Here is a 22071-nt window from a genome sequence, read left to right on the forward strand (position 1 = left end):
TCGTTGTGGCTTGTCGCGCCCACGCGGCGGTAGCCGCATATCAGACACAGCCCCGCGCCCCTTTTGGGGCGCTGCGGTGCACGGGCGCCCCAAAGATCCGTCGCTGCGGCGGTCCCTCGCTCTCTTCCGTGCCTTTCTGCATGAGCAGGACGACCCTGAGAGTTGCTATTCGCTTCTTGCCCGTGACGCTGTCGATCAGGTCGAGGCTTACGGCGAGGCCGTGGCGGGGCGGACCGTTGTGGACGTCGGTGGGGGTAGTGGGTACTTCACCGAGGAGTTTCGTCGACGGGGCGCCGATGCCTATCTCTTCGAGCCTGATGTGGGTGAGTTGGGTGAGAAGCCGCCCGACGGGGCCGTGATCGCCGACGGGTATCTGTTGCCGTTGGGCGACGGGGTTGCCGACGTCACCTTCTCGTCCAACGTGCTGGAGCATGTGGCCGATCCGGAGACCTTTCTCAGTGAGCTGGCGCGGGTGACTCGGCCCGGTGGGCTGATCTACGTGTCGTTCACCAACTGGCTGTCGCCGTGGGGCGGGCACGAGTGGGCCCCGTGGCATTACTTCGGTGCCGAGCGGGCGCGTGCCCGGTATCGGCGCCGTACCGGCAGGCCCACCAAGCACGCCCTCGGCGAGAACCTGTTCGCGCACCACATCGGACCCACCCTGCGGCAGGTGCGCGCCCGGGACGACGTGCGGATCGTCTCGGCGCGCTCCCGCTACTGGCCGTTCCTCGCGGAGACCGTCGTCAAGGCGCCCGGGATCCGCGAGGTCGCCACCTGGAACCTCCTCCTCGTCCTCCGGCGGTGTCAACGATGACGGCCCCTCCCACGGCATCGGTCCAGGCTCCTCCCCCGGCAGCCGTGCCCAGCCCCGCGCCCGCGTCGGGCCCTGCGGAGGGCCCCCGGTCGCTGCGCTGGCTGCTGGGGTTCTGGGCCGTGGCGTTCGTGCTGTTCCTGGCGGTGCAGCCGGGGCGGCAGACCTTCGACACCAAGCTCGGCGTCACCGTCGATCCGGGGCAGTTCCTGGCGGATCTCGGGCAGCTGTGGCACGACCGGGGGTCCTTCGGCGGGATCCAGGACCAGTACGTCGGCTACCTGTGGCCGATGCTGCCTTTCTACTGGCTGGGCGACCTCGTCCAGCTGCCGGTGTGGCTGACGGAGCGGCTGTGGCTGTCGCTGGTCGTGTCGGTCGCGTTCTGGGGGGCGCTGCGGCTGGCCGAGCGGCTGCGGATCGGCAGCAGCGGGTCCCGGCTGCTCGCGGCGGTGGCGTATGCGCTGTGGCCGGTGTTCACGACCGTCGTCGGGTCGACGTCGGCGGCCGCGCTGCCGGGTGCCTTTGTGCCGTGGGTACTGCTGCCGCTGACGAACGAGCGGTACGCCGCCCGGGTCGCGGCGTTGCGGTCCGCGCTGCTCGTGACGTTCATGGGCGGTGTCAACGCGGCCTCGACGCTGGCGTCCCTGCTACCGGTGGGCCTGTATCTGCTGTCCCGGCCGCCCGGTCCCCGGCAGCGCAAGCTGATCGCCTGGTGGGCGCCGGCGGTGATCGTGGTGACGGCGTGGTGGTGGATCCCGCTGCTGCTGCTCGGCATCCACGGCGAGAACTTCCTCCCCTACATCGAGACCGCGCGGACGACGACGGACACCATGTCGGCGACGGAGGCGCTGCGCGGTGCCGGGAACTGGGTGGGCTATCTGCACTTCGGGCAGGCGTGGCTGCCCGCCGGATGGACCGTGGCCTCGTCCGTGGTCGTCATCGTCTGCTCGGCGCTCGCGGCGGGGCTCGGTCTTGCGGGGCTGGCCCGGCGGGACATGCCGGAGCGGCGCTGGCTGGTGCTGACGCTGCTGGTGGCGGCGCTTGTGCTGCTCGCCGGGTACGGCGGGGCGTTCGGCGCGCCCTTCCACGAGACTGTGCAGGGCTGGCTGGACGGCTGGCTGTCGCCGTTCCGCAACATCTACAAGTTCCAGACGGGCCTGGCCCTGGCGCTCGTGTTGGGCATCGCCCACCTGGTGGGCGTGGCCGCCGAGCCGCGCGGCGCCCGCGCGGTGCGGGGCCGCAGCCTGGCCCCGCTGTTCGCCGCGATCCTGATCCTGCCGGGTCTGCTGTGGCCGTACCTCAACGGCTCGATCCTCAGCTCCGGTTCGTTCCAGCAGATCCCGAAGTACTGGTCGGCCACCGCCGACTGGCTGGAGAAGTACTCGCCGGACTCGCGTGCCCTGGTCGTCCCGGCGACCGCGCACGGCATCTACACCTGGGGCTCGCCCATCGACCAGCCCCTCGACGTGGTCGCCGAGTCCCGCTGGGCGCAGCGCGACTACGTCCCGTTCGGCACCGCGGGCAACCGGCGCGCCATGGACGCCGTGGAGCAGGCACTGACATCGGGTGCCGAAGTGCCGGGACTGGCCGACTACTTGAGCCGGGCGGGCCTGTACTACGTCGTGGTCCGGGGCGACCTCGACCCCGACCAGATCGGCCAGGTGCCGACCACGACCGTCAAGCGGACCCTGGAACAGTCCGGGTACGAGCGGGTCACGGGCCTCGGCCCGGTGCTGACCGGCGGGCGGATCGCGCCGGACACGCCGCTCCAGGTCGAGGGCCTGTATCCGCGGCAGCGGGCCGTGGAGATCTACAAGCCGCAGAGCGACGACATCCCGAGGCCGGGCCAGGCCGGGCTCGCCCCGCTCGCCGACACAGCCGTGGTCTCCGGCGGGCCCGAGGCGCTGCTGCCGCTGGCGTCCGAGCTGCGCGGGCGGCCGACGGTCCTCACCGGCGACAACCACCCCGGCGTCGGCTCACCGCCGCTCCAGGTGGTCGGGGATGGCATGCGACGGGCGGACACCCGGTTCGGGCTGGTCAACGCCAACACTTCGTACACGTACACGCGCGACGGGCGCAACGCGCCGGACTCCCAGCAGGATCCCGGCGAAAAGCCGCGCCAGATCCTGCCGACCGAGGGCCTGAGCCACCAGACGGTCTCCGAACTGCGCGGCGCCCGCTCGGTGACGGCCTCCTCGTACGGCAACTGGCTGTTCCATCTCCCGCAGTTCGACCCGGTCAACGCCTTCGACGGCAACCCGGACACCGCATGGGCGGAGGGGTCGGAGGGCGTGCCGGGCTCGGCGGACGGGCAGTGGCTGCGGATCGGGTTCACCGGTTCCTACGACATGCCGTCCTCCTTCAAGGTCACGCCGTTGCCGCAGGAGAGCGTGCGGGCGGCGGCGACGCGGGTGCGGGTGGAGACGGAGCGTGGCTCGGTGACGAGCTTCCTGCGGCCCAACGGCCAGACGCAGACGATCCGGGCGCCGGAGGGCGCGACGGCCTGGATGCGGCTGACGATCACCGACTCGGTGTCCCGCCGCGCGGGCCTGGCCGGAGCGGGCTTCTCCGAGATCGGCCTGCCGAACGTCCAGGTGACCCGCCTGCTGCGGCTGCCCACCGACGCGGACGACTCGGACGCCGCCGCCTCGCTGATCTCCCTGCACCGCACCCCCGACCCGACCGGGCTGTCCTCGACCGGCACCGAGGCGGGCCTGCACCGGCGGTTCAGCACGCCGACGGCGGGGACGTACGACATGCGCGCGAGCGCGGTGCCGGTGGGCGGCGCGGAACTCGACCGGCTGCTGTACCAGGTGGCCCCCGAGCAGCAGAACCGGATCACCGCCACCGCCGACTCCACGGCGACCCTCGGCGCGGGACTGTCGGCGCGCAACCTCACCGACGGTGACCTGACCACGGCGTGGATCGCGGGCGACCGGCCGACGGTCCATCTGCGCTGGAACGGCGCGCGGGAGATCGACGAGCTGGTGCTGGCCCCGGCGGGCGGCCTGTCCACCCGCGCCACCGAGGTGCACATCAGCTCCCCGGGCGGTGCGGCGATCACCGCCGTCGACGAGAACGGCTGGACCCGCTTCGAGCCGATCACCACGGACCGGCTGGACATCACCGTCACCAAGACGGCCCCGATGACCCTGCACAACCCGGTCGCCGACGAGGACCTGAACCTGCCGGTCGGCCTGACCGAGGCGTACATCCCGGCGCTCGGCGACGACTACCGCACCGTGCAGCCCGGCGACTCGCGGCCCTTCTCCCTGCCGTGCGGGCAGGGGCCGGTGGTGTCGCTGGACGGCGAGCTGTACCGGACGAGCGCGCGCGGGACGGTACGGGACCTGGTCGAGCGCCGCGCGGTCGACGTCACGCTGTGCCAACAGGGCCGCGACAACGCCGAGGTGGAGCTGTCCTCGGGCACGCACCGCCTGGAGGCCGGGGACGCCGGCCCGCTGGCGCTGACCGACGTGTCGCTGACCCGCGGAACGGTCCCCGAGGCCCCCGCGGCAGGACGCGACCTGCGCATACGGGACTGGCTGGGCGACCGCCGCGAGGTGAGCGTCGGCTCGGGCGCGGCCTCGTACCTGACGACGTACGAGAACTTCAACGACGGCTGGAAGGCCACGCTGAACGGCCGCGAGCTCACGCCGGTACGGCTGGACGGCTGGCAGCAGGGCTGGCGGATCCCCGCAGGGGCGGGCGGCGCGGTCAAGCTGTCGTACGAACCGGCGACGACCTACGACGGTGCGCTGATCGGCAGCGGGGCGGGGATCGCCGTGGTGCTGGGCCTGGCGCTGTGGCGGCGGCGCGCTGACAACCCCGACGAGCCGCAGCCGGTGCCGTCGCCTCCCGGGTTCTGGCTCGGGACGGTGGCGCTGACGCTGGTCGGCGCGGTGATCGCGGGCTGGTTCGCGCTGCTGGTGCCGGCGCTGGCGTTGCTGACGTGGCGGCGGCACACGCTGCTGGTGCCGATCGCGTTCCTGGCGCTGACCGGAGCGGGGGTCGCTGCCGCAATCGGGGCCGGCGAGCCGGTCGGGGCGGAGCAGGGGGCGTTCGGCCCGACGGCCCAACTCCTTGCGCTGACCGGCCTGTTCGCGGGGCTGGTGAGCGTGCGGGAGACGAGGGGGCGGGAGCCGGGGGTTCCGCCGGCCGCAGCCCCGGAGGCGCCGACGCAGCAACTGCCCAGGAGAAACCGAACGGGGGGTGAACCCGTATGACCGCGCCGACCACACCCGAACGCGTGCCGTTCCCGGTCGTGGACGAGGTGGCCCGGCACTGCCTCCAGGAGGAGGAACCGGAGACGGTCCACATCGAGGTCCACCTGCCGGGCCGCCTCGACCCGACCCGGCTGCGCAAGGCCTTCACACAGGCCCTGCAACGCCATCCCCGCATCCTGATGCGAGAGGCGGCGGGCCCGTGGTATCGCCGCCGCTACGAGTGGGAACTGACCGAGACCCCGGACGTGGAGGTGGTGACCTTCCTCCCGGCGGGCTCCCACGCCCTGCAAGACGCCCGCACCCGCGCACTGACGAAGGCACCCCCTCTGTCCATGTCACCCCCGATCAGGCTGGAGGTGGTGGAGGACGCGGGCCCGGCGGAGGGCAGCGAGGCAATGGATGCGGTCGGCGAAGCGACCGCAGAGGCAACAGGGCCCGAACCCGACACAGCTACGAGCAGCCACGCCGCTGGGGCACACATAGCTGCGGGCAGTCGTGCCGCTGGGGCGGCACGGGTGGGCGATGGGGGTGCCCCCGCGCGAGCTCGTTCGAGCGTGGGGGAGGCACCCTGCCAGCGCGGGCAAGCGCACCCACCCCCGGCCCACGGCAACCCCGCCCACAGCAAAGGCACCGTCCTCTGCGTCACCATCAACCACACCGCCCTGGACGGCCCGGCCTGCCTCCGCGTCCTCGCTACAGCAGCAGAGCTGTACGGAGGCCGGGACAACTCCCCCGCAGCACCCCCCGTACGTTTTCCGCGAACTCCGCAAGAGCCAGCGGACGTCCCCTCCAACTGGTCCCGCCCCGCGCGGGTAGCCCCCGGCACCCCCGAACCCTCCCCCGGCAACAGCATGCTCGTCACCGAGCTCCCCCTCCCCCACCGCCCCAAGGGCTCCCCGTACACGGTCAACGACCAGCTCATGGTCACCACCGCCCTGACGATCGCCCACTGGAACAGAGAACACGGCGCCCACCCCCGCCCCCTGCGCATAACCATGCCCGTGGACGACCGCCCCCGCGACACCACCATGCCCATCGGCAACGGCACCCGACTGGTCGAAGTCCCCTTCGCCCCGGACGAGTTGACCAACACCCACATGCCCTCCCTCCTTCGCCGCACCGCGGAGCGCACCCGCGCACTGAAGTCCCTCCCCCGCCCCCAACTCGGCCACGGCGCCGCCCTCCTCACCGCCCCCTGGGCCCCGGTCGGCTGCCGAGCCGCGCTCACCCGCGTCCTGCGCAGGGCGGCCGCCCCCTGGACCTCCACCACACTCCTCAGCAACATCGGCCGCATCCCGTACCCGCTGGACTTCGGCGAGGACGCGGGCCGCGCCCACGCGGTCTGGTTCTCCGCACCCGCCCGCATGCCCCGCGGCCTCACCGTCACCACCGCCTCCACCGCCGGCCGCCTCCACCTGGCCCTGCGCTGGTCCCGCGCCCTGCTCAGCCACGGCGACGGCGCCCACCTCAGGGATCTCTTCGAGCACTACCTGCACACGACGGAGACGACGCAGACCACCGAACCGGCACAACGGACAGAGCCGACGGAGGTGAACCCATGACGACCACCGCACCCTCACCCCCCAAGGACCTCCGCGACTTCTACGAGAACCCCTCCGTCCCCGTCGCCTCCGGCACCCCCCGCAGCCTCCGCCAGGCCCGTATGCTCGCCGAAGCCCTGGAACCGGCAGGCGAAGGACAAGCTGCCGGAACCCCCCGCACGATCCTCGACATCGGGTGCGGCGACGGCACCGCAGCAGCCACCGCGGCCCCCCTCCTGCGCGGCCACCGCCTCATCGGCGTCGACTGGTCCCAGGACGCCCTCAAACGCGCCCGCGCCCACGTCCCCCACGCGGTCCGCGGTGAACTCACCGGCGGCGGCCTCCCCTTCCGCGCCGGCTCCGCCGACGCCGTACTGTTCAGTGAGGTCGTCGAGCACCTCGTCGACCCGGACTCCGCTCTCGACGAGATCCGCCGGGTCCTGCGCCCCGGGGGCCATCTGATGCTGTCCACCCCGAACCTGGCCGCCTGGTACAACCGGGCGCTCCTGCTGGCCGGAGTACAGCCCGTGTTCTCCGAGGTGAGCCTGCGCGCGATCCACGGCCGTCCGGGCACGGAGGTCGTCGGTCACCTGCGGCTCTACACCGCCCGCGCGCTGCGGGAGTTCGTCACCGCGTCCGGCTTCGACGTTGTACGCGTCGCCGGTGCCCCCTTCCACGGCGTACCGCGCCCGCTGCGCCCGCTGGACCGGCTGGCCTGTGCCCGGCCGGCGCTCGCGTCGATCCTGCTGCTGCACGCACGAAAGACGTAGGGGGCGTCGCTCATGTGGTGGGGAGTGGCCGCGGCCCTGTTGGCGAACACCCTGTACAGCCTCGGTTTCGTCCTGGAGAAACGGGCGCTCACCTCCCTGCCCGAGGTGTCGATCCGCCGGCCCGCCCGGCTGCTGCGGCTGGTGCTCGGCAGCCCCCTGTGGATCGGGGGCTCGCTCGCGCTCGCCGCGGGTTTCGCCGCCCAGCTCGTCGTCTACCGCACGCTGCCGATCGCCGCCGCACAGGGCATCTTCGTCTCCGGCCTGGTACTGCTGGTGCTGCTGTCGAGCCGGCTGCTGGGCGAGGAGACCTCCGGCCGCGAGCGGTACGCGCTGGCCGCGATCCTCGCCGCGCTGCTGATGGTCGTGCTGTCCCTGCGGGAAGGCCCTGACGGCGGGGAGACCGTCAGCCAGGCGGCCCCGTACCCGCTGATCCTGCTGGTGTGCGTGCCCTCGCTGGCGGCCGGGGTCTGGCTGTACAACTCCGCCGAGCACCGCGCCCGCCGCAGGCACCGGATGCCGACGACCGGAGTCGAGTACGGCGTGGCCGTGGGCCTGCTCTACGGCGTCAGCTCCCTCGCCATCAAGGGTGTGTCGAGCTACCTGACGACCAGCGGGATCGGCGGCGCCCTGCTGGACCTGTTTCGCTCCCCGTACCCGTATCTGCTGCTCTTCACCGGCGCGTTCGGCCTGGTGATGTCGCAGGCGGCGCTGCAACGCTGCCGGGCCTCGCTGATCGTGCCCGTGTGCACGACCGTGACCAGCCTGTACACCGCGGTGCTCGGCACGCTGTCGTTCGGCGAGGCGCTGCCCGAGGAGCCGCTGCGGCTTGCGCTGCGCGTGGCGGGCACGGCGCTCGCGGTCGCCGTACTGCTGTCGATGCCGAAGCACGACACCGCGCTCAACCCTCCATCGGCGCCAAGGAGTTGACACCACCATGAACCCCGACGACCCGCTGCTGAAGATCCTGGCGTGCCCGCTCGACAAGGGCCCGCTGCACCTGCTCGCCCCTCAGGGGCAGCGGGACGTGGCCCTCTACAACCCGCGCCTGCACCGCCGCTACCCGATCGTCGACGGCATTCCCCAGCTGCTGCCGTCCTCCGGGGAGCAGGTCTCGGACGCCGAACACGAGGAACTGCTCAAGAGGTTGACCCCATGACGCTGGCCGCCCGCCTGGCCCCCTTCCTGCCCGCCCGCCTGGTGGCCGCCGCGGCCAGAGCGGTCTACCCGCGCTTCGAGCCCGAGCTGGCCCGGCTCGCCGACCTGTGTCCGTTCGGCTCCGGCACGGCGGTGGACGTCGGCGGCTGGTACGGCCCCTGGACGCACCGCCTGGCCGGGCGCGCCCGCGAGGTGGTGACGGTCGAGCCGGTGCCGCATCTGGCGCGGCTGCTGTCGGACGCGGCTCCGCCGAACGTGCGGGTAGTCCGCGCAGCGGCGTCGGACCGGCCCGGCACCGCCCGGCTGTGGCTGCCCGCGGACGACACCGGCGCGCGGGGCGTGTCGTCCCTCGTACGCCGGGACATCCACGGCCGCGCACTCGACGTGCCGTGCGTGACGCTGGACGAGCTGGGCCTGAAGGACGTCGGCTTCATCAAGATCGACGTGGACGGCAACGAGCCGGCGGTGCTGCGCGGGGCGACGGTCCTGCTGGCCCGCGACCGGCCGGCCCTGTTCGTCGAGCTGGAGTCCCGCATCCAGCCGATCGCGCCGGTGGTGACGTATCTGGCGGTGCTGGGCTACGACGGCTGGGTGCTGCCCGGCGACACCTGGGTGCCGCTGGCCTCCTTCCCGCTCAGCGACCACCAGGCCGAGGCCGCCCACGTCGTCACGCAGGGCCTGCTGCGCCGCGTCCTGCCGCTGCGCCGCCGCCCCCGGTACATCAACTCGGTCCTCTTCCTGCCCGACGGCCGCCGACCGGGCCGGAGCCTGGTGCGCGACGATGGGACCCATGCCGTCCCCCGCGAAACGCCCCGCTAACCCCTTCACCCCGCTCGACTTCCAGCTGGTGCTGCTGCGCCGCATGGCCGACCACAATCAGGACCTGGTGGAGCGGGCCCGGCACACCCTGGGTGCCTCGATCGCGGACATGCGCGAGGCCAACAGGCGCTGGCAGGCGATGGTCCGCTCCCCGCGATCCCGCTCGGCTCTCTCGCGGTACCGCTCGATCCTGGGCGAGCCCGAGTCGGTATGGTCCCGCCGCATCGGCGACCTGGACTGCGAGGCCCGCTACTGGCCCCTCCCCCTCTGGCCCGACCTGCGCTTCGAGGTCCTGCTCGCCCCGAACGGCCAGGTCTGGAACGAGTGGCTGGTCCGCGCGCCCGGCACCGAACCCCCGCCCCTGCGCACCCTCGACGACCTCACCCCCTGGTCCTGCACGGTCGACGAAGCGGCCCGCGCCTTCGCCCCGGCACGTCCGTCGGAGGGCACGGCACCGACCCGCTTCGGCCTGACATTCACGGCCCCCGACGCACAGGGCGTGCCCCACCGGGTCGTCGCCGAGTTCACGTGGGGACTGTTGCAGCGGACGGCGGTCAGCGCCGGGCAGCAGCCGTGAGGATCCCGTCCACCACGCTCAAGATGAACGCCCGGCAGGTCAACGGCGTCGCGGGCAACCGCCGCACCCGAATTGACCTTCACCTCTGGTGAAGCCCCAGCATCGAGAGCGGAACGAACGGGAGGCAGGACAAGCCCATGGACATGCTGACGATCGGCGCCTTCGCGAAGGCGTGCCGCCTGTCACCGAAGGCGCTGCGGCTGTACGACGAGCTGGACCTGCTGCGCCCGGCCCGGGTGGACCCGGACACCGGCTACCGCTACTACGCCCCCGCCCAGCTGGAGCAGGCCCGCCTGGTGGCATGGCTGCGCCGCCTGGGCATGCCGCTGGCCGGTATCCGCACGGTGTGCACCCTGGACCCGGCGGGGGCCGCCCGCGAGATCCGTGCCTACTGGGCGCGGGCCGAGGCGGAGACGGCCGTACGGCGTGATCTCGCCGCGCTCCTCATCGATCACCTGTCGGCCGAGCCCGGCCCAAGGAAGGACACCGCCATGCTGGAGCTGCGCTACTTCGCCCACACCGACCAGGGCCGTGTGCGCCCCGCCAACCAGGACACGGCCTACGCGGGCCGCAGGCTGTTCGCCGTGGCCGACGGCTTCGGACCGGCGGGCGCGCCCGCGAGCAGCGCGGCGGTGGAGGCGCTGCGCTTTCTGGACACCGAGGAGCTGCCCGCGGGCAACGTCCTGAACCTCCTGGAGGACGCGATCCAGGGCGCGACGGATGCGGTCCGGGACGCGGCGGACGGCACGGGCGAGGCCGGCACGACCCTGACGGCCCTGCTGTGGACGGGCTCTCAGCTCGCCCTGGTCCACATCGGGGACTCCCGCGCCTATGTCCTGCGCGACGGCGCCCTGTTCCGGATCACGCACGACCACACCATGGTCCAGTCGATGATCGACGAAGGCCGCCTGACCCCGGAGGAGGCGGAGGCCCACCCCCAACGCGCCCTCCTCCTCAAGGCCCTCACGGGCGACACGTCCACGCCCCCGGACCTCCGCCTCCACGAGCCCCACCCCGGCGACCGCTACCTCCTGTGCTCCGACGGCCTCTCCGGCGTCCTCCGCGAGCCCCGCATCCGCGAGCTCCTCACCTCCTCCCCGGCCCCGGAGGAGGCGGTCCGCACCCTGATCGACGCGGCCAACGAGGCGGGCGGCCCGGACAACATCAGCTGCGTGATCGCGGCCGTCCTCCCATCGGCGGCCTGACGGACACCGGTCCCCGGGGGCAGGATCACCCCCGCACTGCGCACGATCGAGATCCCGCTCGCCGGGGACCTGGCCACGCTGGTGGGGACCCGGCGCCGCTGAGCCTGCCCGGGTCAGCGGGTCTCCCCGGCCGTGCGGGGCGGCGCGGAGCCGGTCAGCGGGTCTGGTCGTGGTACCTCACTTCATACACACGCTCGGTGAACCTCCAGCCGCCAGCCGTCCGGAGTGCGCCGGTAACTGAACTGTCCCCTCCGGTAGTCGAAGCGCCCCGGCGACCGGCGAAACCACCGATCGCCGGGGCCGTCGTCACCGTGCCGCCGGCTCCGGATAGAACTCGCGCGGTCGCCCCTTCTTGTCACGCAGGCGGGCCAGGAGGCTGCCCGGGTACTCCACCGTCCAGTAGCTGATCGTCGCGACCAGGGTCGCGGCGGCGAGGACGATCAGGGCCGCCAGCGGGAAGGCGGCCCGGGAGTGGGGCAGGGCGCCGGAGTCGTACAGGGCCAGCATCAGGGGCTCGTGCCAGATGTAGAGGCTGTAGCTGACCAGGCCGACGCCGGTGAGCCAGTTGGCGCGGAGCAGGCCGTGCCAGCGTGGGCGGCCGGACGTGCGGATGTGCAGTGTGCAGTACAGGAGGACGAACCAGAGGAGCGCGGCCAGGGGATGGTAGTAGGTGTGCCAGATGTTTTCCGCTTCGGAGAAGTACGACAGGGCGTAGAGGCCCGCTGCCGCGGCCAGGGCCGCCGCCGTCGCCCGGCGCGCGCCGATGCGGCCCCGGTCGCCCAGGGCCACCAGCAGCACGGCGAGGCCCATGCCGGCCGCGAAGCCGCCGAAGCGGGCCTGCGGGCCGAAGTAGACGGGCCACTCGGTGTGCGGGATGCCGAGGTGGTGGTGGGCGACGGCGATCCAGGCCACCGGTGCCAGGTAGAGCGCAGCGCAGCCCGACGCGCACAGTGCCACGCGGGCGCGGCGGGTGCGCAGCCGGCGGCAGGCGCGGATCGCGAGCGGGCCGACAGCGACCAGGGTGAGGTAGAACGCGATCTCCAGCGACAGCGACCAGCTCGGGCCCAGGGTGTAGAAGATCCGCTTCTGGTCGAAAACGTGCATGAACGTCAGGTGTCCCACCAGGTCGCGCCAGTCACCGGGGAGTTCCGGGTTGCGCAGCGACCAGACGAGCAGGACCGCCAGGAAGTACAGGGGCAGGATCCGCGTCGCCCGGCGGAACAGGAAGTCCCTGCCCGGCCGGGTCCGGTCGTCGCCGTCGATGGCGGCGCGGGCGTAGGAGAGGGTGAGCAGGTAGGCCGACATCACGAAGAAGAGGTCGATGACCTCGAGGGAGATCAGCGCGGCCAGGTGCGGGTCGCCGACCGGCGGGTGGGCGCCCTGCGCGTCGTACACGTGGTACTGCTGCCAGACGTGGAAGACCACCGTGGAGAGGGCGGCCAGGCCCCGGAAGCCCTGGAGTTCGGGGTTGCGGGAGCCCGCGGGGGTCGGCTTCGGGGTGGCCGCGGGGGCGCTCGCCCTGGTGCTCGTCGGGGTGGCCGCGGACGTGGACGTGCTCGTCATCGCTGCGCCACCACCTTCGCCGCCGCCCGGGGCGTCACGCGCCAACGGCGGTCCCCCAGCAGCTCCTTGAGGTGGGCCTGCCGGGCCACGAAGTTCTTGAAATGGTTGTAGAAGACACTGGACACCAGCGCGTACCACCAGAACCAGCCGCACCTGCACCGCAGTTCGGGCAGTGCCAGTCGGCACGCGAACGCCGTCTGCACCAGGCCGGCCGACAGCGTGAACGCGAACGCGAGCAGGCAGGCCGGCGTCGCCCAGTCGATGCGGTCGGCGCCGCCCGCGCGGATGGCCGAGTGCAGCAGGATCGGCAGGATCTGGAGCGACAGCCAGGGCTGCACCTCGCGCCAGCCCAACAGAACCAGGAATCCGGCCTTCTGACGGCGTGTGAAGTGCGGTGCGCGCAGGGCCGCGACCATGTGCCGCAGCGACACCTGCAGCCAGCCCTGCGCCCAGCGCGAACGCTGGTTCCACAGCGGCTTGAGCCGGGTCGGCGCCAGTTCACGGGAGATCAGCGTCCGGTCGGTGGCGATGCGCGCGCCCTCCGCCAACGCGCGTAGCGTCGAATCGATGTCCTCCGTCAGCATCGAACCGTGCATGCGGGTGCGGGCCAGCAGATCCGTGCGCCAGAAGCCGTTGGAGCCGCCGAAGATGCCGAAGCCGTACAGCCGGGTCCGGCCGGGGTGGCTGACCGCGTAGATCGCCTCGAACTCGGCGGCCACCTGCCGCGCCACCCAGGAGCTGTCGCCGTTGCGGATCACGCAGTGGCCCTGCACGACGTCGTAGCCGCCCGACAGCCAGTCCCAGGCGTGCCGGAAGGCGTCCGGCGCCGGGTGGTGGTCGGCGTCGAAGATGCCGACGAACTCGCCGCGCACGCGGGTGACGGCGGCGTTGATGTTCTGCGCCTTGGAGGTGCTGCCGGGCACCGGGAGCAGCACGAGCCGCCGGTCGCGGCGCGCGATCTCGCGCAGGGTGTCCTCGACGGGCAGCGAGTGGGGTGTGTTGTACGCGAGGACGATCTCCAGGTCGTTCGGATAGTCCAGGCGCAGAAACGATTCGACAGTCTCGACGATCGTCGCCGCCTCGTTCGGCAGGTACGCGGCGATGACCGCGCTCGCCGGCGGATACGGCTGCCCGGGTGCCTTCGGCCGGGAGGGTGCGTCGAGCGAGAAGAGGCATTCGAGCAGGATCAGCGCGGCCGACACGACGAGACCGGCGACCACGACCCAGTACACGGCCGAGGCGACGTCCCAGCCGAGCGACGCGTACGCCTGCTCGTACAGCGCGAACGGCACGCCCACGCCGACCAGCAGCGCGAGCAGCGGGTTGAGGGCGAGCAGCAGCGGCCGTACGACGGCCCGGGCGTGGCGGCGCGGAGCGGTCGCCCGCATCCAGGGCTCGTATCTCACGGGGCGCAGATCGCGGTGGCACAGCGCCTCGGCGACGGCGTCGGCCGCCCGCTCCACGCCGTGGCCGTCGGCCTCCGCGAGCGGCAGCCAGCCCACCGCCGGGGTCAGCCGCACGTTCTCGTCGGCGACGACGAACCGGGTGCCGGCCACGGCGACCGCGAACGCGCTCAGCGCACGGCGCGCGGTCTCCTCCTCCACGCCCGGCATGAGGACCAGCAGCCGTCCCTCCTCGTCCCAGCCGAGCCGGTCGCAGCCGCTGCCCAGCCGCTGCGCGACCCCGGCGAGCCGCTCGGCGACCTCACGCCGCACCCGTGCCCCGAACCGCTCCTCCAGCGCGTCGGCCTCGGCCACCGCGACGACCGCGAGCACACCGTCGGGGCGTCCGGGGCGGCGCAGTTCGCGGTCGAGTTCCTCGCGGAAGTGGGGAGCGGAGTACAGGCCGGTGCGCGGGTCGAGCGGCAGCCGGTCGACGGGGACCGGGACACGGTGCAGCTTGGCGGCGATCCGCGCGGACAGTTCGACGGGGTCCGACGACTCGGGCAGGCAGTCGTCGGCGCCGCTGTTCAGCAGGCGGGCGACTCCGGCGGATTCCCCGTTCGCTGTGACCATGACAAGCGGCAGCACGTGTGCCTGGGGTGCGGTGCGTATCTCCCGTACGACCTCGACGGCCTGCTCGACGCCGCGGCCGTCGAGGGCGACGATCGCGTCGGGCGGGGCCTGCTCGACCCTGCGGCCCACCTCGCCGGGCGTGGCGTGGGTGACCGCGTAGCCGGTGGATTCGAGCGTGCGCGTGAGCCGTTCGCGCCGGGGCCCGGGTGCACCGACCGCAAGGATGTGACTCTGCGCCGTAGTGGGCGCCGGGCAGGCCAGAGCGTTCCGGGGCGCGGGTGGGCGCCTCAGTTCGGTGGTCATGTATGTGGGTCCAATCCTGTTCGGATGTGGGGGGGTGGACCTGGTTGTCAGTTGTGATTGTGGTGCGTTCTGGTGCAACACCCCAGGAGGTACGGGGCGTTGGGCACAGTAGCCTCACATGTTGCGGTGACACCACATCTTCAGCGGTGTAACACCCTCATTGCCCTTACGTGTACACCTCAAAGAGACCGCGTGCGGACGCGGGCGCGAATCTCCCACATCTCCGCTACCGCTCCTCCTCGGGATCCCAGTCCAGCAGGCGGACCTTGGCGACCGTACGGACGTGCCGGCGCATGGCGGCGGCCGCCTGGCGGGGCTGCCGGTCGGCGATGGCGTCGAGGATGGCGTGATGCTGGGCCAGGGAGCGGGTGGGGCGGCCGGGCTGGCGGAGGGACTCGGTGCGGCTCTCGGCGATCTGCTGGGCGATGGAGCGCATGAACTCCGCGAGGAGGCTGCTGTGGGCGGCCGCCGTGACCGCAGCGTGGAACAGGCGGTCGCCCTCGACGCCGTGACCGCCCTGCTCGACCTCCGCCGCCATGTCGTCCATGACGGGGGGCGCGGGCGGGCCCACGCTGGCCTGCACCCCAAGTGGCTCAGCCACTCAGCCACTCGGAAAGCCCCGCCCAACCGCACCCGCAACCGCTCCGGGGCCCAAAGACGGGAGCCCGTATGTCCCCCGAACTCATCTCGATCTCGTCCTCGCCGTGGTGTTCGTCATCGCCACGACCCGTTCCGTCAACATGGGCGCGCTCGCCTTCGCCGCCGCCTTCGGGGTCGGCACCCTCGTCGCCGGTCTCGACGCGGACGGCATCTTCGCCGGCTTCCCCGGCGACCTGTTCGTCGTCCTGGTCGGCGTGACCTACCTGTTCGCGATCGCGCGGGCCAACGGCACCACCGACCGGCTGGTGCACGCAGCCGTCCGGCTCGTGCGGGGGCGGGTGGCGCTGATCCCGTGGGTGATGTTCGCGCTCACCGGCGCGCTCACGGCCATCGGCGCGGTCAGCCCGGCCGCGGTGGCGATCGTCGCGCCGATCGCCCTGAGCTTCGCCGCCCGCTACGGCATCAGCCCGCTGCTGATGGGCGCGCTGGTGGTGCACGGCGCCCAGGCCGGCGGCTTGTAGTCGGCGTGCTGGACGAGATGGGCACGATCAAGTGGGCCGGTGAGGGCGTCGGCGGCATCGGCGTCCCGCTGCTGGCCGCCGTGCTGCTGTGCTACATCGGCGCGATCGTGTCGGCGTTCGCCTCCTCGGTGGGGATCATGGGCGCGCTGATCCCGCTGGCGGTGCCGTTCCTCGCGCAGGGCGAGATCGGGGCGGTGGGCATGGTGGCGGCGCTCGCGGTGTCGGCGACGGTGGTGGACGTCAGCCCGTTCTCGACGAACGGCGCGCTGGTCCTGGCGGCGGCGCCGGACGTGGACCGGGAGCGTTTCTTCCGGCAGCTGATGGTGTACGGAGGAATCGTGGTGGCGGCCGTACCGGCGGTGGTGTGGCTGGCGCTGGTCGTGCCCGGCTGGGGATAGGCCCCGGCCCCCTGGACCGATTCTGCGAACCACGACAGTCAGCAACAACTAAGGAGTTACGACGCGTGTCCCCTCTCTTCCCGGCCCTGACCGGCACCCCGGCCGAGCGCGGCACCCCGGCCGACCGGCCCGCCCTCCGCTTCGGCGACCGCTCCCTGACGTACCCGGAGCTCGGCGCCGCGGCGGGCGCGCTGGCGGTCCGTGTCGCGGGCGCCCGCCGCGTGGCCGTATGGGCGACCCCGACGATGGAGACCGCCGTCGCCGTGGTGGCCGCGCTGCTGGCCGGGGTGCCCGCCGTACCGCTGAACCCGAAGTCCGGCGAGAAGGAGCTGGGGCACATCCTGGCCGACAGCGCTCCCGACCTGCTGCTGGCCGAACCGGGCCTCGAACTCCCCTCCCCCGTGGGCGGCTTTGCGCGCGTCGAGGTCGATGTGCACGGCACCGGCACGGTCCCCGAGGACCGTACGACCGACGAGGACCCGGCCCTGATCGTCTACACCTCCGGCACCACCGGCCCGCCCAAGGGCGCCGTCATCCCGCGCCGGGCGCTCGCCACGACCCTGGACGCGCTCGCCGAGGCCTGGCAGTGGACCGGCGACGACGTGCTCGTGCACGGGCTGCCGCTGTTCCATGTGCACGGCCTCGTCCTGGGCACCCTGGGCCCGCTGCGGCGCGGCGGCTGCGTACGGCACCTGGGCCGCTTCGCCACGGAGTCAGTCGCCCGCGAACTGAACGCCGGCGCGACGATGCTGTTCGGCGTACCGACGATGTACCACCGCATCGCCGAAGCCCTGCCCGCCGAGCCGGAGCTGGTCAAGGCGCTGGCCGGGGCCCGGCTGCTGGTGTCCGGCTCCGCCGCGCTGCCCGTGCACGACCACGAGCGGATCGCCGCCGCGACCGGCCGCCGGGTCGTCGAGCGGTACGGCATGACGGAGACGCTGATGAACACCAGCGTCCGCGCGGACGGGGAGGCGCGGGCGGGGACGGTGGGCGTTCCGCTGCCGGGCGTGGAACTGCGGCTGGTGGAGGAGGACGGGTCGGAGGTCACGTCGTACGACGGGGAAACCGTGGGCGAGATCCAGGTGCGCGGCCCGAACCTGTTCACCGAGTACCTGGGCCGCCCCGACGCCACGGCCGCCGCGTTCACCGAGGACGGCTGGTTCCGCACCGGCGACATGGCGGTGCGCGACGCGGACGGCTACGTCCGCATCGTCGGCCGCAAGGCCACCGACCTGATCAAGAGCGGGGGTTACAAGATCGGGGCCGGGGAGATCGAGAACGCGCTGCTCGAACACCCAGGGGTGCGGGAGGCGGCCGTCACCGGGGAGCCGGACGCCGACCTGGGCGAGCGGATCGTGGCATGGATCGTCCCCGCGGACCCGCAGGCCCCGCCCGGCCTGGAGGACCTTGCAGGCCACGTCGCCCGTCGCCTCGCCCCGCACAAGCGGCCCCGCGTCGTCCACCACCTCGACGCCCTGCCCCGCAACGAGATGGGGAAGATCATGAAACGGGCCCTGGCCCATGGCTGACCGCCGGTCGGCTCGCGAGACCCTCGCCCTCGTCACCGACGGCTTCACCGAACTGCCGCAGGGTCGCGTACGCCGCGCAGACCGGGACGGCGACCCGTCCGGCCGGCTACCGCACCGCCGCCCGCCTGATCCGGCTCGCCGGCCGGCTCGGGATCCCGGTGCTGACGCTGGTGGACACGCCCGGCGCGGCGAACGACGAGGAGGCGGAACGGCAGGGCGTGGGCGCCGCGATCGCGGACCTGTTCGCCGCCGTGGCCGCCGCCCGCACGCCGGTCACCACGCTGCTCATCGGCGAGGGCGGCTCCGGCGGCGCGCTGGCACTGGCCGCGCCCGGCAACACCTGGGCCACACCGGATAGTTACTTTTCCGTCATCGCGCCCGAACCGGCGGCGGCGATCCTCAAGCGCCCGCCGGAGGAGGTGGGGGTGACGGCTGACCAACTGCGGCTGCGCCCCCAGGACTTGGTGGAGCTGGGGGTCGTACGGGGCGTTGTCTGACGGACGGCCCGGCGGAGCGGATCTGCGGGCCGCGGCCCGCCGCACTCGCCCGGACGAACCCTGGGACATCACCAAACCTCGTGCATCACAATGGTGTTCGTCGAGTTCGGGGTGCGGCTCACCGCGGAGGCGACCGCCCCGGAATCATGAGCAGCGCGTCCTGGCAGGCCCGGATCAGCTGCGGCCACGAGCTGGGGGCCGGGTTCCTGGTCAGCGCACGCCATGTGCTGACCTGCGCCCATGTGGTGGCGCGCAGTGACACGCATCCGGTCGGTGTGACCTTCGCGCCCGATTTCGCCGGGGGCGGGGCGGAGATTCCGGCCCGCGTGGTGCGGAGATTCCGGCCCGCGTGGTGCGGCACGGCGGCTGGGCAGGCCGCGCGACCGACCCAGGCGACATCGTCGTACTGGAGCTGGACCACTGCGTGGAGCGGGCGCCCGCCGAGTTCGCGACCCCGTCCGAGGCGTACGGCGACCCACCGCGCCGGCTCCTCGCCTACGGCTTCCCGAAGCGCTACGACGAGGGGACGCTCGCCGAATACCGGGCCACTACCCCTCCCGAGCACGCCGTGCTGATCGCCTCCTCCGTCGCCGAGCTGACCGCGGCCCGCGCCATCGGCCTGCCCGCCATCGGGTACGCCCGGAGCCCGCAGCACGCGGCGATGTTCCGTCGGACGACGGGATGCGCGGTGACGGTGGAGTCCCTGGCCCCACTCCTCTCCGCCGTCGAACACGAGTGAACACATCCCGCGCAGCACACAAATCCCCCCATTCAGCGGCACCCCACCCGGCCCCTCACAAAAGGCGCCCGCCCCCGCCCCCGCGCACGATGCCAATAAGGCCCGCCACCCGGCGCGGCCCGCACGGTCCGCGCACTCGGGAGGATCTGCCGTGACCGCCAGTCTGGAGCAGTTGCGCCGCTGCCACTTCGCCGTCGACCTGGGCGCGGCCCGTACCCGCGTCTATGTGAAGGGCTCCGGGCTCGCCGTCGACCAGCCCTCCACCGCCGCCGTGAACACCCGCACCGGCGCGCTGATCGCAGTCGGCGAGTTCGCGGAGAAGATGACGGGCCGTACGCCGCACTACATCCGGGTCGTGCGGCCGGTCTCCGGCGGCACGGTCGTCGACATCGAGATGGCCCAGCGCATGCTGCGGCACCTGCTCGGCGACAAGATCCGCCGCACGCTGCGCCGTAAGCCGTTCCTGCGCGCCGCCGCCTGCACCCCGCACGACGCCGACCCGCTGGCCCAGCGCGCCGCCATCGAGACCCTCGTCGGCCTCGGCGCGCGGCGCGTGGAACTGGTCGACACCCTCATCGCCGCCGCCGTCGGCTGCGGACTGCCCGTGGAGCAGCCCGAAGCCACCATGGTCCTGGTGTGCGGGGCGGCGGCCACCCAGGTCGCCGTGCTGTCACTGGGCTCCATCGTCACCGCCGAGCGCATTCCGGTCGGTGGGGAGGCCGTGGACCACGCGATCGTGCAGCACCTGCGGCACCAGCACGAGCTGATGCTGCCCAGCCAGTCCGTACGGCCGTTGCAGCTCGCCCTGTCCGGCAACGGGCTCACCCCGCACGGGCCGTCGTCGACGGAGATCCACGGGCGGGACGTCGCCACCGGCCTCGCCCGCTCGGTGCGGGTCGACACCGCCGCCGTACGGGACGCCATCCAGACGCCGCTCACCGCCGTCCTCGACGGCATCGGCAAGGTGCTCCGCGACTGCCCGCCCGACCTGGTCGCCGACCTCGCCGACCGCGGGATCATGATGGTCGGCGGCAGCGCGCTGCTGCCCGGCTTCGACCAGATGCTGCGGCAGGCCACCGGTATGCCGGTGCACATCGCCGAACAGCCCGGCGTGTGCGCCGTGCAGGGACTCGGCTACATGCTGGAGGGCAAGATCGAGCCGATGGTGCTGGATCCGCTGGCGACCTGAGCGCCCCGTCACGCGTGTGTCCGGCACCGCCGCCCCCGGTCAGGACGGGCTCACCAGGATCCGTACCCCGGGCCTCGTGCCCCCGTCAGCGGGTGGCCTGCGCGTGCCGATCCGCGTGGGCGACGAGGAGTTCGGCGAGCCGTGTCCGGCCGGCCGCCGCCGCCCGTTCACCGCCGAGGACGAGCGTCTGCTGCGCGTACTCGCCAACCGGGCCGGCATCGCGATCGGCAACGCCAGGAGCGTCTCGCGGTGCCCGAGGACCGCGACCGCATCGCCCGCGACCTGCACGACCTGGTCGTCCAGCGGCTGTTCGACGACGGGGAGACCGACGGGGACGGCGGTACGGGGCGCAGGCGGCGGTTGCGGTGGCGGCGGCCGTGGCGGTACGACGGTGATGTGGCAGTCGCCGGTGTGAACCGGAACCGGCCCCGGGAGCATCGGCTCGACGTGTGTAGCCCCCAGTGTGACGGGCAGGCGCATGGGGAGGGACGGGGATCACGGCACCGACAAGGACAGGCAAGGACACACGGACGGACAAGGCGGTGACATGACCTCACGGGCAGCACCACCTCTGGCAGAAATGCTCAACACCCTGGTCATCGAGGGCCACACGGACGCACACCGGTCCCTGCTCACCCCACGGGGAGAACTCGTCCACGGCTGTGCGGACACCCTCGCCGAGGCCCTGGCCGAGCTGCCGGACGGCACGCGCCGGGTCGACCTGGACATGGCCCGAGTGACCTTCATGGACACGGCTGCGCTGGAGTTCCTGGACGTCCTCGGCGCATACCGTGACCGGCGGTCGATGCCGGTCACGGCCACGAACTGGAACGGCCAGCCGCGCCGCATCCTGGAGCTCGCCGGCCTGGACACCACCGATCCCCTACGCTCGGCGGCCGAGTGCCCGGAGCCCGACCCGCCGGCTCCCTCCGCCGTGGCCCTGGAACGCGCGGAAAAGCTGCACGTCCTGAAGGAGGAGGTCGACCAGCTCCGCCAGGCGATCGCCTCCCGCCCGGTGATCGACCAGGCGCGCGGCATCCTGATGGCCACCCACGCCTGCACCTCCGAGGAGGCCTGGCACATCCTGCGGGAGACTTCCCAGCTCTCCAACACCAAGCTGCGCACGGTCGCCGCGGCGGTCACCGCCAGCGCCGAGACCGACGGCCCGCCTCCACCGGCCGAGGTCCGCACGGCTCTGCGCACGGCCGTCTTCCGCCGTCGGCAGGACTGACGCGGCCGCCAGGACTGGCCTCGCCGCCGGGACGGACGCGGAACTGCCGACCTGTCTGCCCCTACCCCCGGACCGTGCCGTCCGGGGGAAGGGCCGGACGCGTCCAGCGAGGACCCGTCCGAGGGAAGCTCTTGACACCCCGCTCGGCCCGCCGGATCTCTCCGACGAGCTGGGGCCTGCTACCGGGCGCTCCGGTGCCTACCCGGGCGGGACTTCCACCCGCAGGCTCGGTCCAGCCTTCAGGACGCAACATGCCTCGACCGTAGGAGCGGAAACGACCCAAGCCATGGTGCATTCCCATGGCAGAAAGATGGGTCAATGTTCCGGAGTCCCAGGCCGCCGAAGCCGCACCGGGCCAAGCCGTGGGGACCGACCTCCACCG

General features: G+C 72.8%; 13 protein-coding genes and 6 pseudogenes. 16 read left to right on the top strand and 3 right to left on the bottom strand.

The window, feature by feature from the left end; all coding sequences use genetic code 11:
- Nucleotides 1-37 precede the first annotated feature (37 nt).
- From H8R17_RS03885 to H8R17_RS03925, 9 genes and pseudogenes are all read left to right on the top strand, one after another.
- Entirely contained in the window at nt 38-814 is a 777-nt protein-coding gene (locus H8R17_RS03885) for a class I SAM-dependent methyltransferase (protein ID WP_316959303.1), read from the top strand.
- A pseudogene (locus H8R17_RS03890) lies at nt 811-4947 on the top strand (alpha-(1->3)-arabinofuranosyltransferase family protein); the annotation flags it as partial. The gene H8R17_RS03885 and the pseudogene H8R17_RS03890, both read left to right, overlap by 4 nt.
- Nucleotides 4948-5033: 86 nt before the next feature.
- Nucleotides 5034-6599, top strand: coding sequence for a condensation protein (locus H8R17_RS03895; RefSeq protein WP_187821693.1), 1566 nt, complete (start codon nt 5034-5036; stop codon nt 6597-6599).
- Nucleotides 6596-7348, top strand: a complete 753-nt coding sequence (locus tag H8R17_RS03900) for a bifunctional 2-polyprenyl-6-hydroxyphenol methylase/3-demethylubiquinol 3-O-methyltransferase UbiG (RefSeq protein WP_187821694.1) — start codon at nt 6596-6598, stop codon at nt 7346-7348. The genes H8R17_RS03895 and H8R17_RS03900 overlap by 4 nt, the downstream gene beginning before the upstream one ends.
- 24 nt (nt 7349-7372) lie before the next feature.
- Nucleotides 7373-8286 (top strand): annotated as a pseudogene (locus H8R17_RS03905) (hypothetical protein).
- Nucleotides 8283-8504, top strand: coding sequence for a Trm112 family protein (locus H8R17_RS03910; protein ID WP_187821696.1), 222 nt, complete (start codon nt 8283-8285; stop codon nt 8502-8504). The pseudogene H8R17_RS03905 and the gene H8R17_RS03910 overlap by 4 nt, the downstream one beginning before the upstream one ends.
- Nucleotides 8501-9322 carry an FkbM family methyltransferase gene (locus tag H8R17_RS03915; RefSeq protein WP_187821697.1) on the top strand — a complete coding sequence of 274 codons (822 nt, stop codon included), beginning with the start codon at nt 8501-8503 and terminating at the stop codon, nt 9320-9322. The genes H8R17_RS03910 and H8R17_RS03915 overlap by 4 nt, the downstream gene beginning before the upstream one ends.
- Nucleotides 9285-9899, top strand: coding sequence for a hypothetical protein (locus H8R17_RS03920; RefSeq protein WP_187821698.1), 615 nt, complete (start codon nt 9285-9287; stop codon nt 9897-9899). Before H8R17_RS03915 ends, H8R17_RS03920 begins: the two co-directional genes overlap by 38 nt.
- A gap of 137 nt (nt 9900-10036) precedes the next feature.
- Entirely contained in the window at nt 10037-11104 is a 1068-nt protein-coding gene (locus H8R17_RS03925) for a MerR family transcriptional regulator (protein WP_187821699.1), read from the top strand.
- 306 nt (nt 11105-11410) lie between these two features.
- Here the strand turns inward: H8R17_RS03925 and H8R17_RS03930 are convergent, their stop codons facing one another.
- The 3 genes and pseudogenes from H8R17_RS03930 to H8R17_RS03940 all read right to left on the bottom strand — a co-directional run.
- Nucleotides 11411-12667, bottom strand: a complete 1257-nt coding sequence (locus tag H8R17_RS03930; RefSeq protein WP_187821700.1) for an acyltransferase — start codon at nt 12665-12667, stop codon at nt 11411-11413.
- Entirely contained in the window at nt 12664-14985 is a 2322-nt protein-coding gene (locus H8R17_RS03935) for a glycosyltransferase (RefSeq protein WP_187821701.1), read from the bottom strand. The genes H8R17_RS03930 and H8R17_RS03935 overlap by 4 nt, the downstream gene beginning before the upstream one ends.
- A 226-nt stretch (nt 14986-15211) precedes the next feature.
- Nucleotides 15212-15523, bottom strand: a pseudogene (locus H8R17_RS03940) (FadR/GntR family transcriptional regulator); the annotation flags it as partial.
- Between the two features lie 131 nt (nt 15524-15654).
- On the opposite strand from H8R17_RS03940, the pseudogene H8R17_RS03945 reads away from it, so the two are divergent.
- The 7 genes and pseudogenes from H8R17_RS03945 (at nt 15655) to H8R17_RS03975 (ending at nt 21689) form a co-directional block, all read left to right on the top strand.
- Nucleotides 15655-16504, top strand: a pseudogene (locus H8R17_RS03945) (SLC13 family permease).
- A gap of 65 nt (nt 16505-16569) precedes the next feature.
- Nucleotides 16570-18033, top strand: coding sequence for an acyl-CoA synthetase (locus tag H8R17_RS03950; RefSeq protein WP_187821702.1), 1464 nt, complete (start codon nt 16570-16572; stop codon nt 18031-18033).
- A gap of 56 nt (nt 18034-18089) precedes the next feature.
- A pseudogene (locus tag H8R17_RS03955) lies at nt 18090-18530 on the top strand (carboxyl transferase domain-containing protein); the annotation flags it as partial.
- Between the two features lie 349 nt (nt 18531-18879).
- A complete protein-coding gene (locus H8R17_RS03960; RefSeq protein WP_187821703.1) occupies nt 18880-19269 on the top strand; it encodes a hypothetical protein in 390 nt (129 codons plus the stop codon).
- A 151-nt stretch (nt 19270-19420) separates the two neighbouring features.
- Nucleotides 19421-20458: a rod shape-determining protein gene (locus tag H8R17_RS03965; protein WP_187821704.1), complete on the top strand. Its 1038-nt coding sequence runs from the start codon at nt 19421-19423 to the stop codon at nt 20456-20458.
- Nucleotides 20459-20683: 225 nt separating this feature from the next.
- A pseudogene (locus H8R17_RS49070) lies at nt 20684-20779 on the top strand (histidine kinase); the annotation flags it as partial.
- 226 nt (nt 20780-21005) lie between these two features.
- Complete coding sequence (locus tag H8R17_RS03975; RefSeq protein ID WP_187821705.1) at nt 21006-21689, top strand: ANTAR domain-containing response regulator; 684 nt, start codon at nt 21006-21008, stop codon at nt 21687-21689.
- The last annotated feature ends 382 nt before the right edge of the window (nt 21690-22071 follow it).

Origin of the sequence: Streptomyces sp. TRM68367 (assembly GCF_014495685.1) — a bacterium.
Classification (GTDB): Bacteria; Actinomycetota; Actinomycetes; order Streptomycetales; family Streptomycetaceae; genus Streptomyces.

Bases quoted from the DNA above. Each gene is read 5' to 3' on its own strand.
- H8R17_RS03895 (WP_187821693.1), top strand. From the start codon at position 5,034: ATGACCGCGCCGACCACACCCGAACGCGTGCCGTTCCCGGTCGTGGAC.
- H8R17_RS03900 (WP_187821694.1), top strand. From the start codon at position 6,596: ATGACGACCACCGCACCCTCACCCCCCAAGGACCTCCGCGACTTCTAC.
- H8R17_RS03910 (WP_187821696.1), top strand. From the start codon at position 8,283: ATGAACCCCGACGACCCGCTGCTGAAGATCCTGGCGTGCCCGCTCGAC.
- H8R17_RS03915 (WP_187821697.1), top strand. From the start codon at position 8,501: ATGACGCTGGCCGCCCGCCTGGCCCCCTTCCTGCCCGCCCGCCTGGTG.
- H8R17_RS03920 (WP_187821698.1), top strand. From the start codon at position 9,285: ATGGGACCCATGCCGTCCCCCGCGAAACGCCCCGCTAACCCCTTCACC.
- H8R17_RS03925 (WP_187821699.1), top strand. From the start codon at position 10,037: ATGGACATGCTGACGATCGGCGCCTTCGCGAAGGCGTGCCGCCTGTCA.
- H8R17_RS03930 (WP_187821700.1), bottom strand. From the start codon at position 12,667: ATGACGAGCACGTCCACGTCCGCGGCCACCCCGACGAGCACCAGGGCG.
- H8R17_RS03935 (WP_187821701.1), bottom strand. From the start codon at position 14,985: ATGACCACCGAACTGAGGCGCCCACCCGCGCCCCGGAACGCTCTGGCC.
- H8R17_RS03975 (WP_187821705.1), top strand. From the start codon at position 21,006: ATGACCTCACGGGCAGCACCACCTCTGGCAGAAATGCTCAACACCCTG.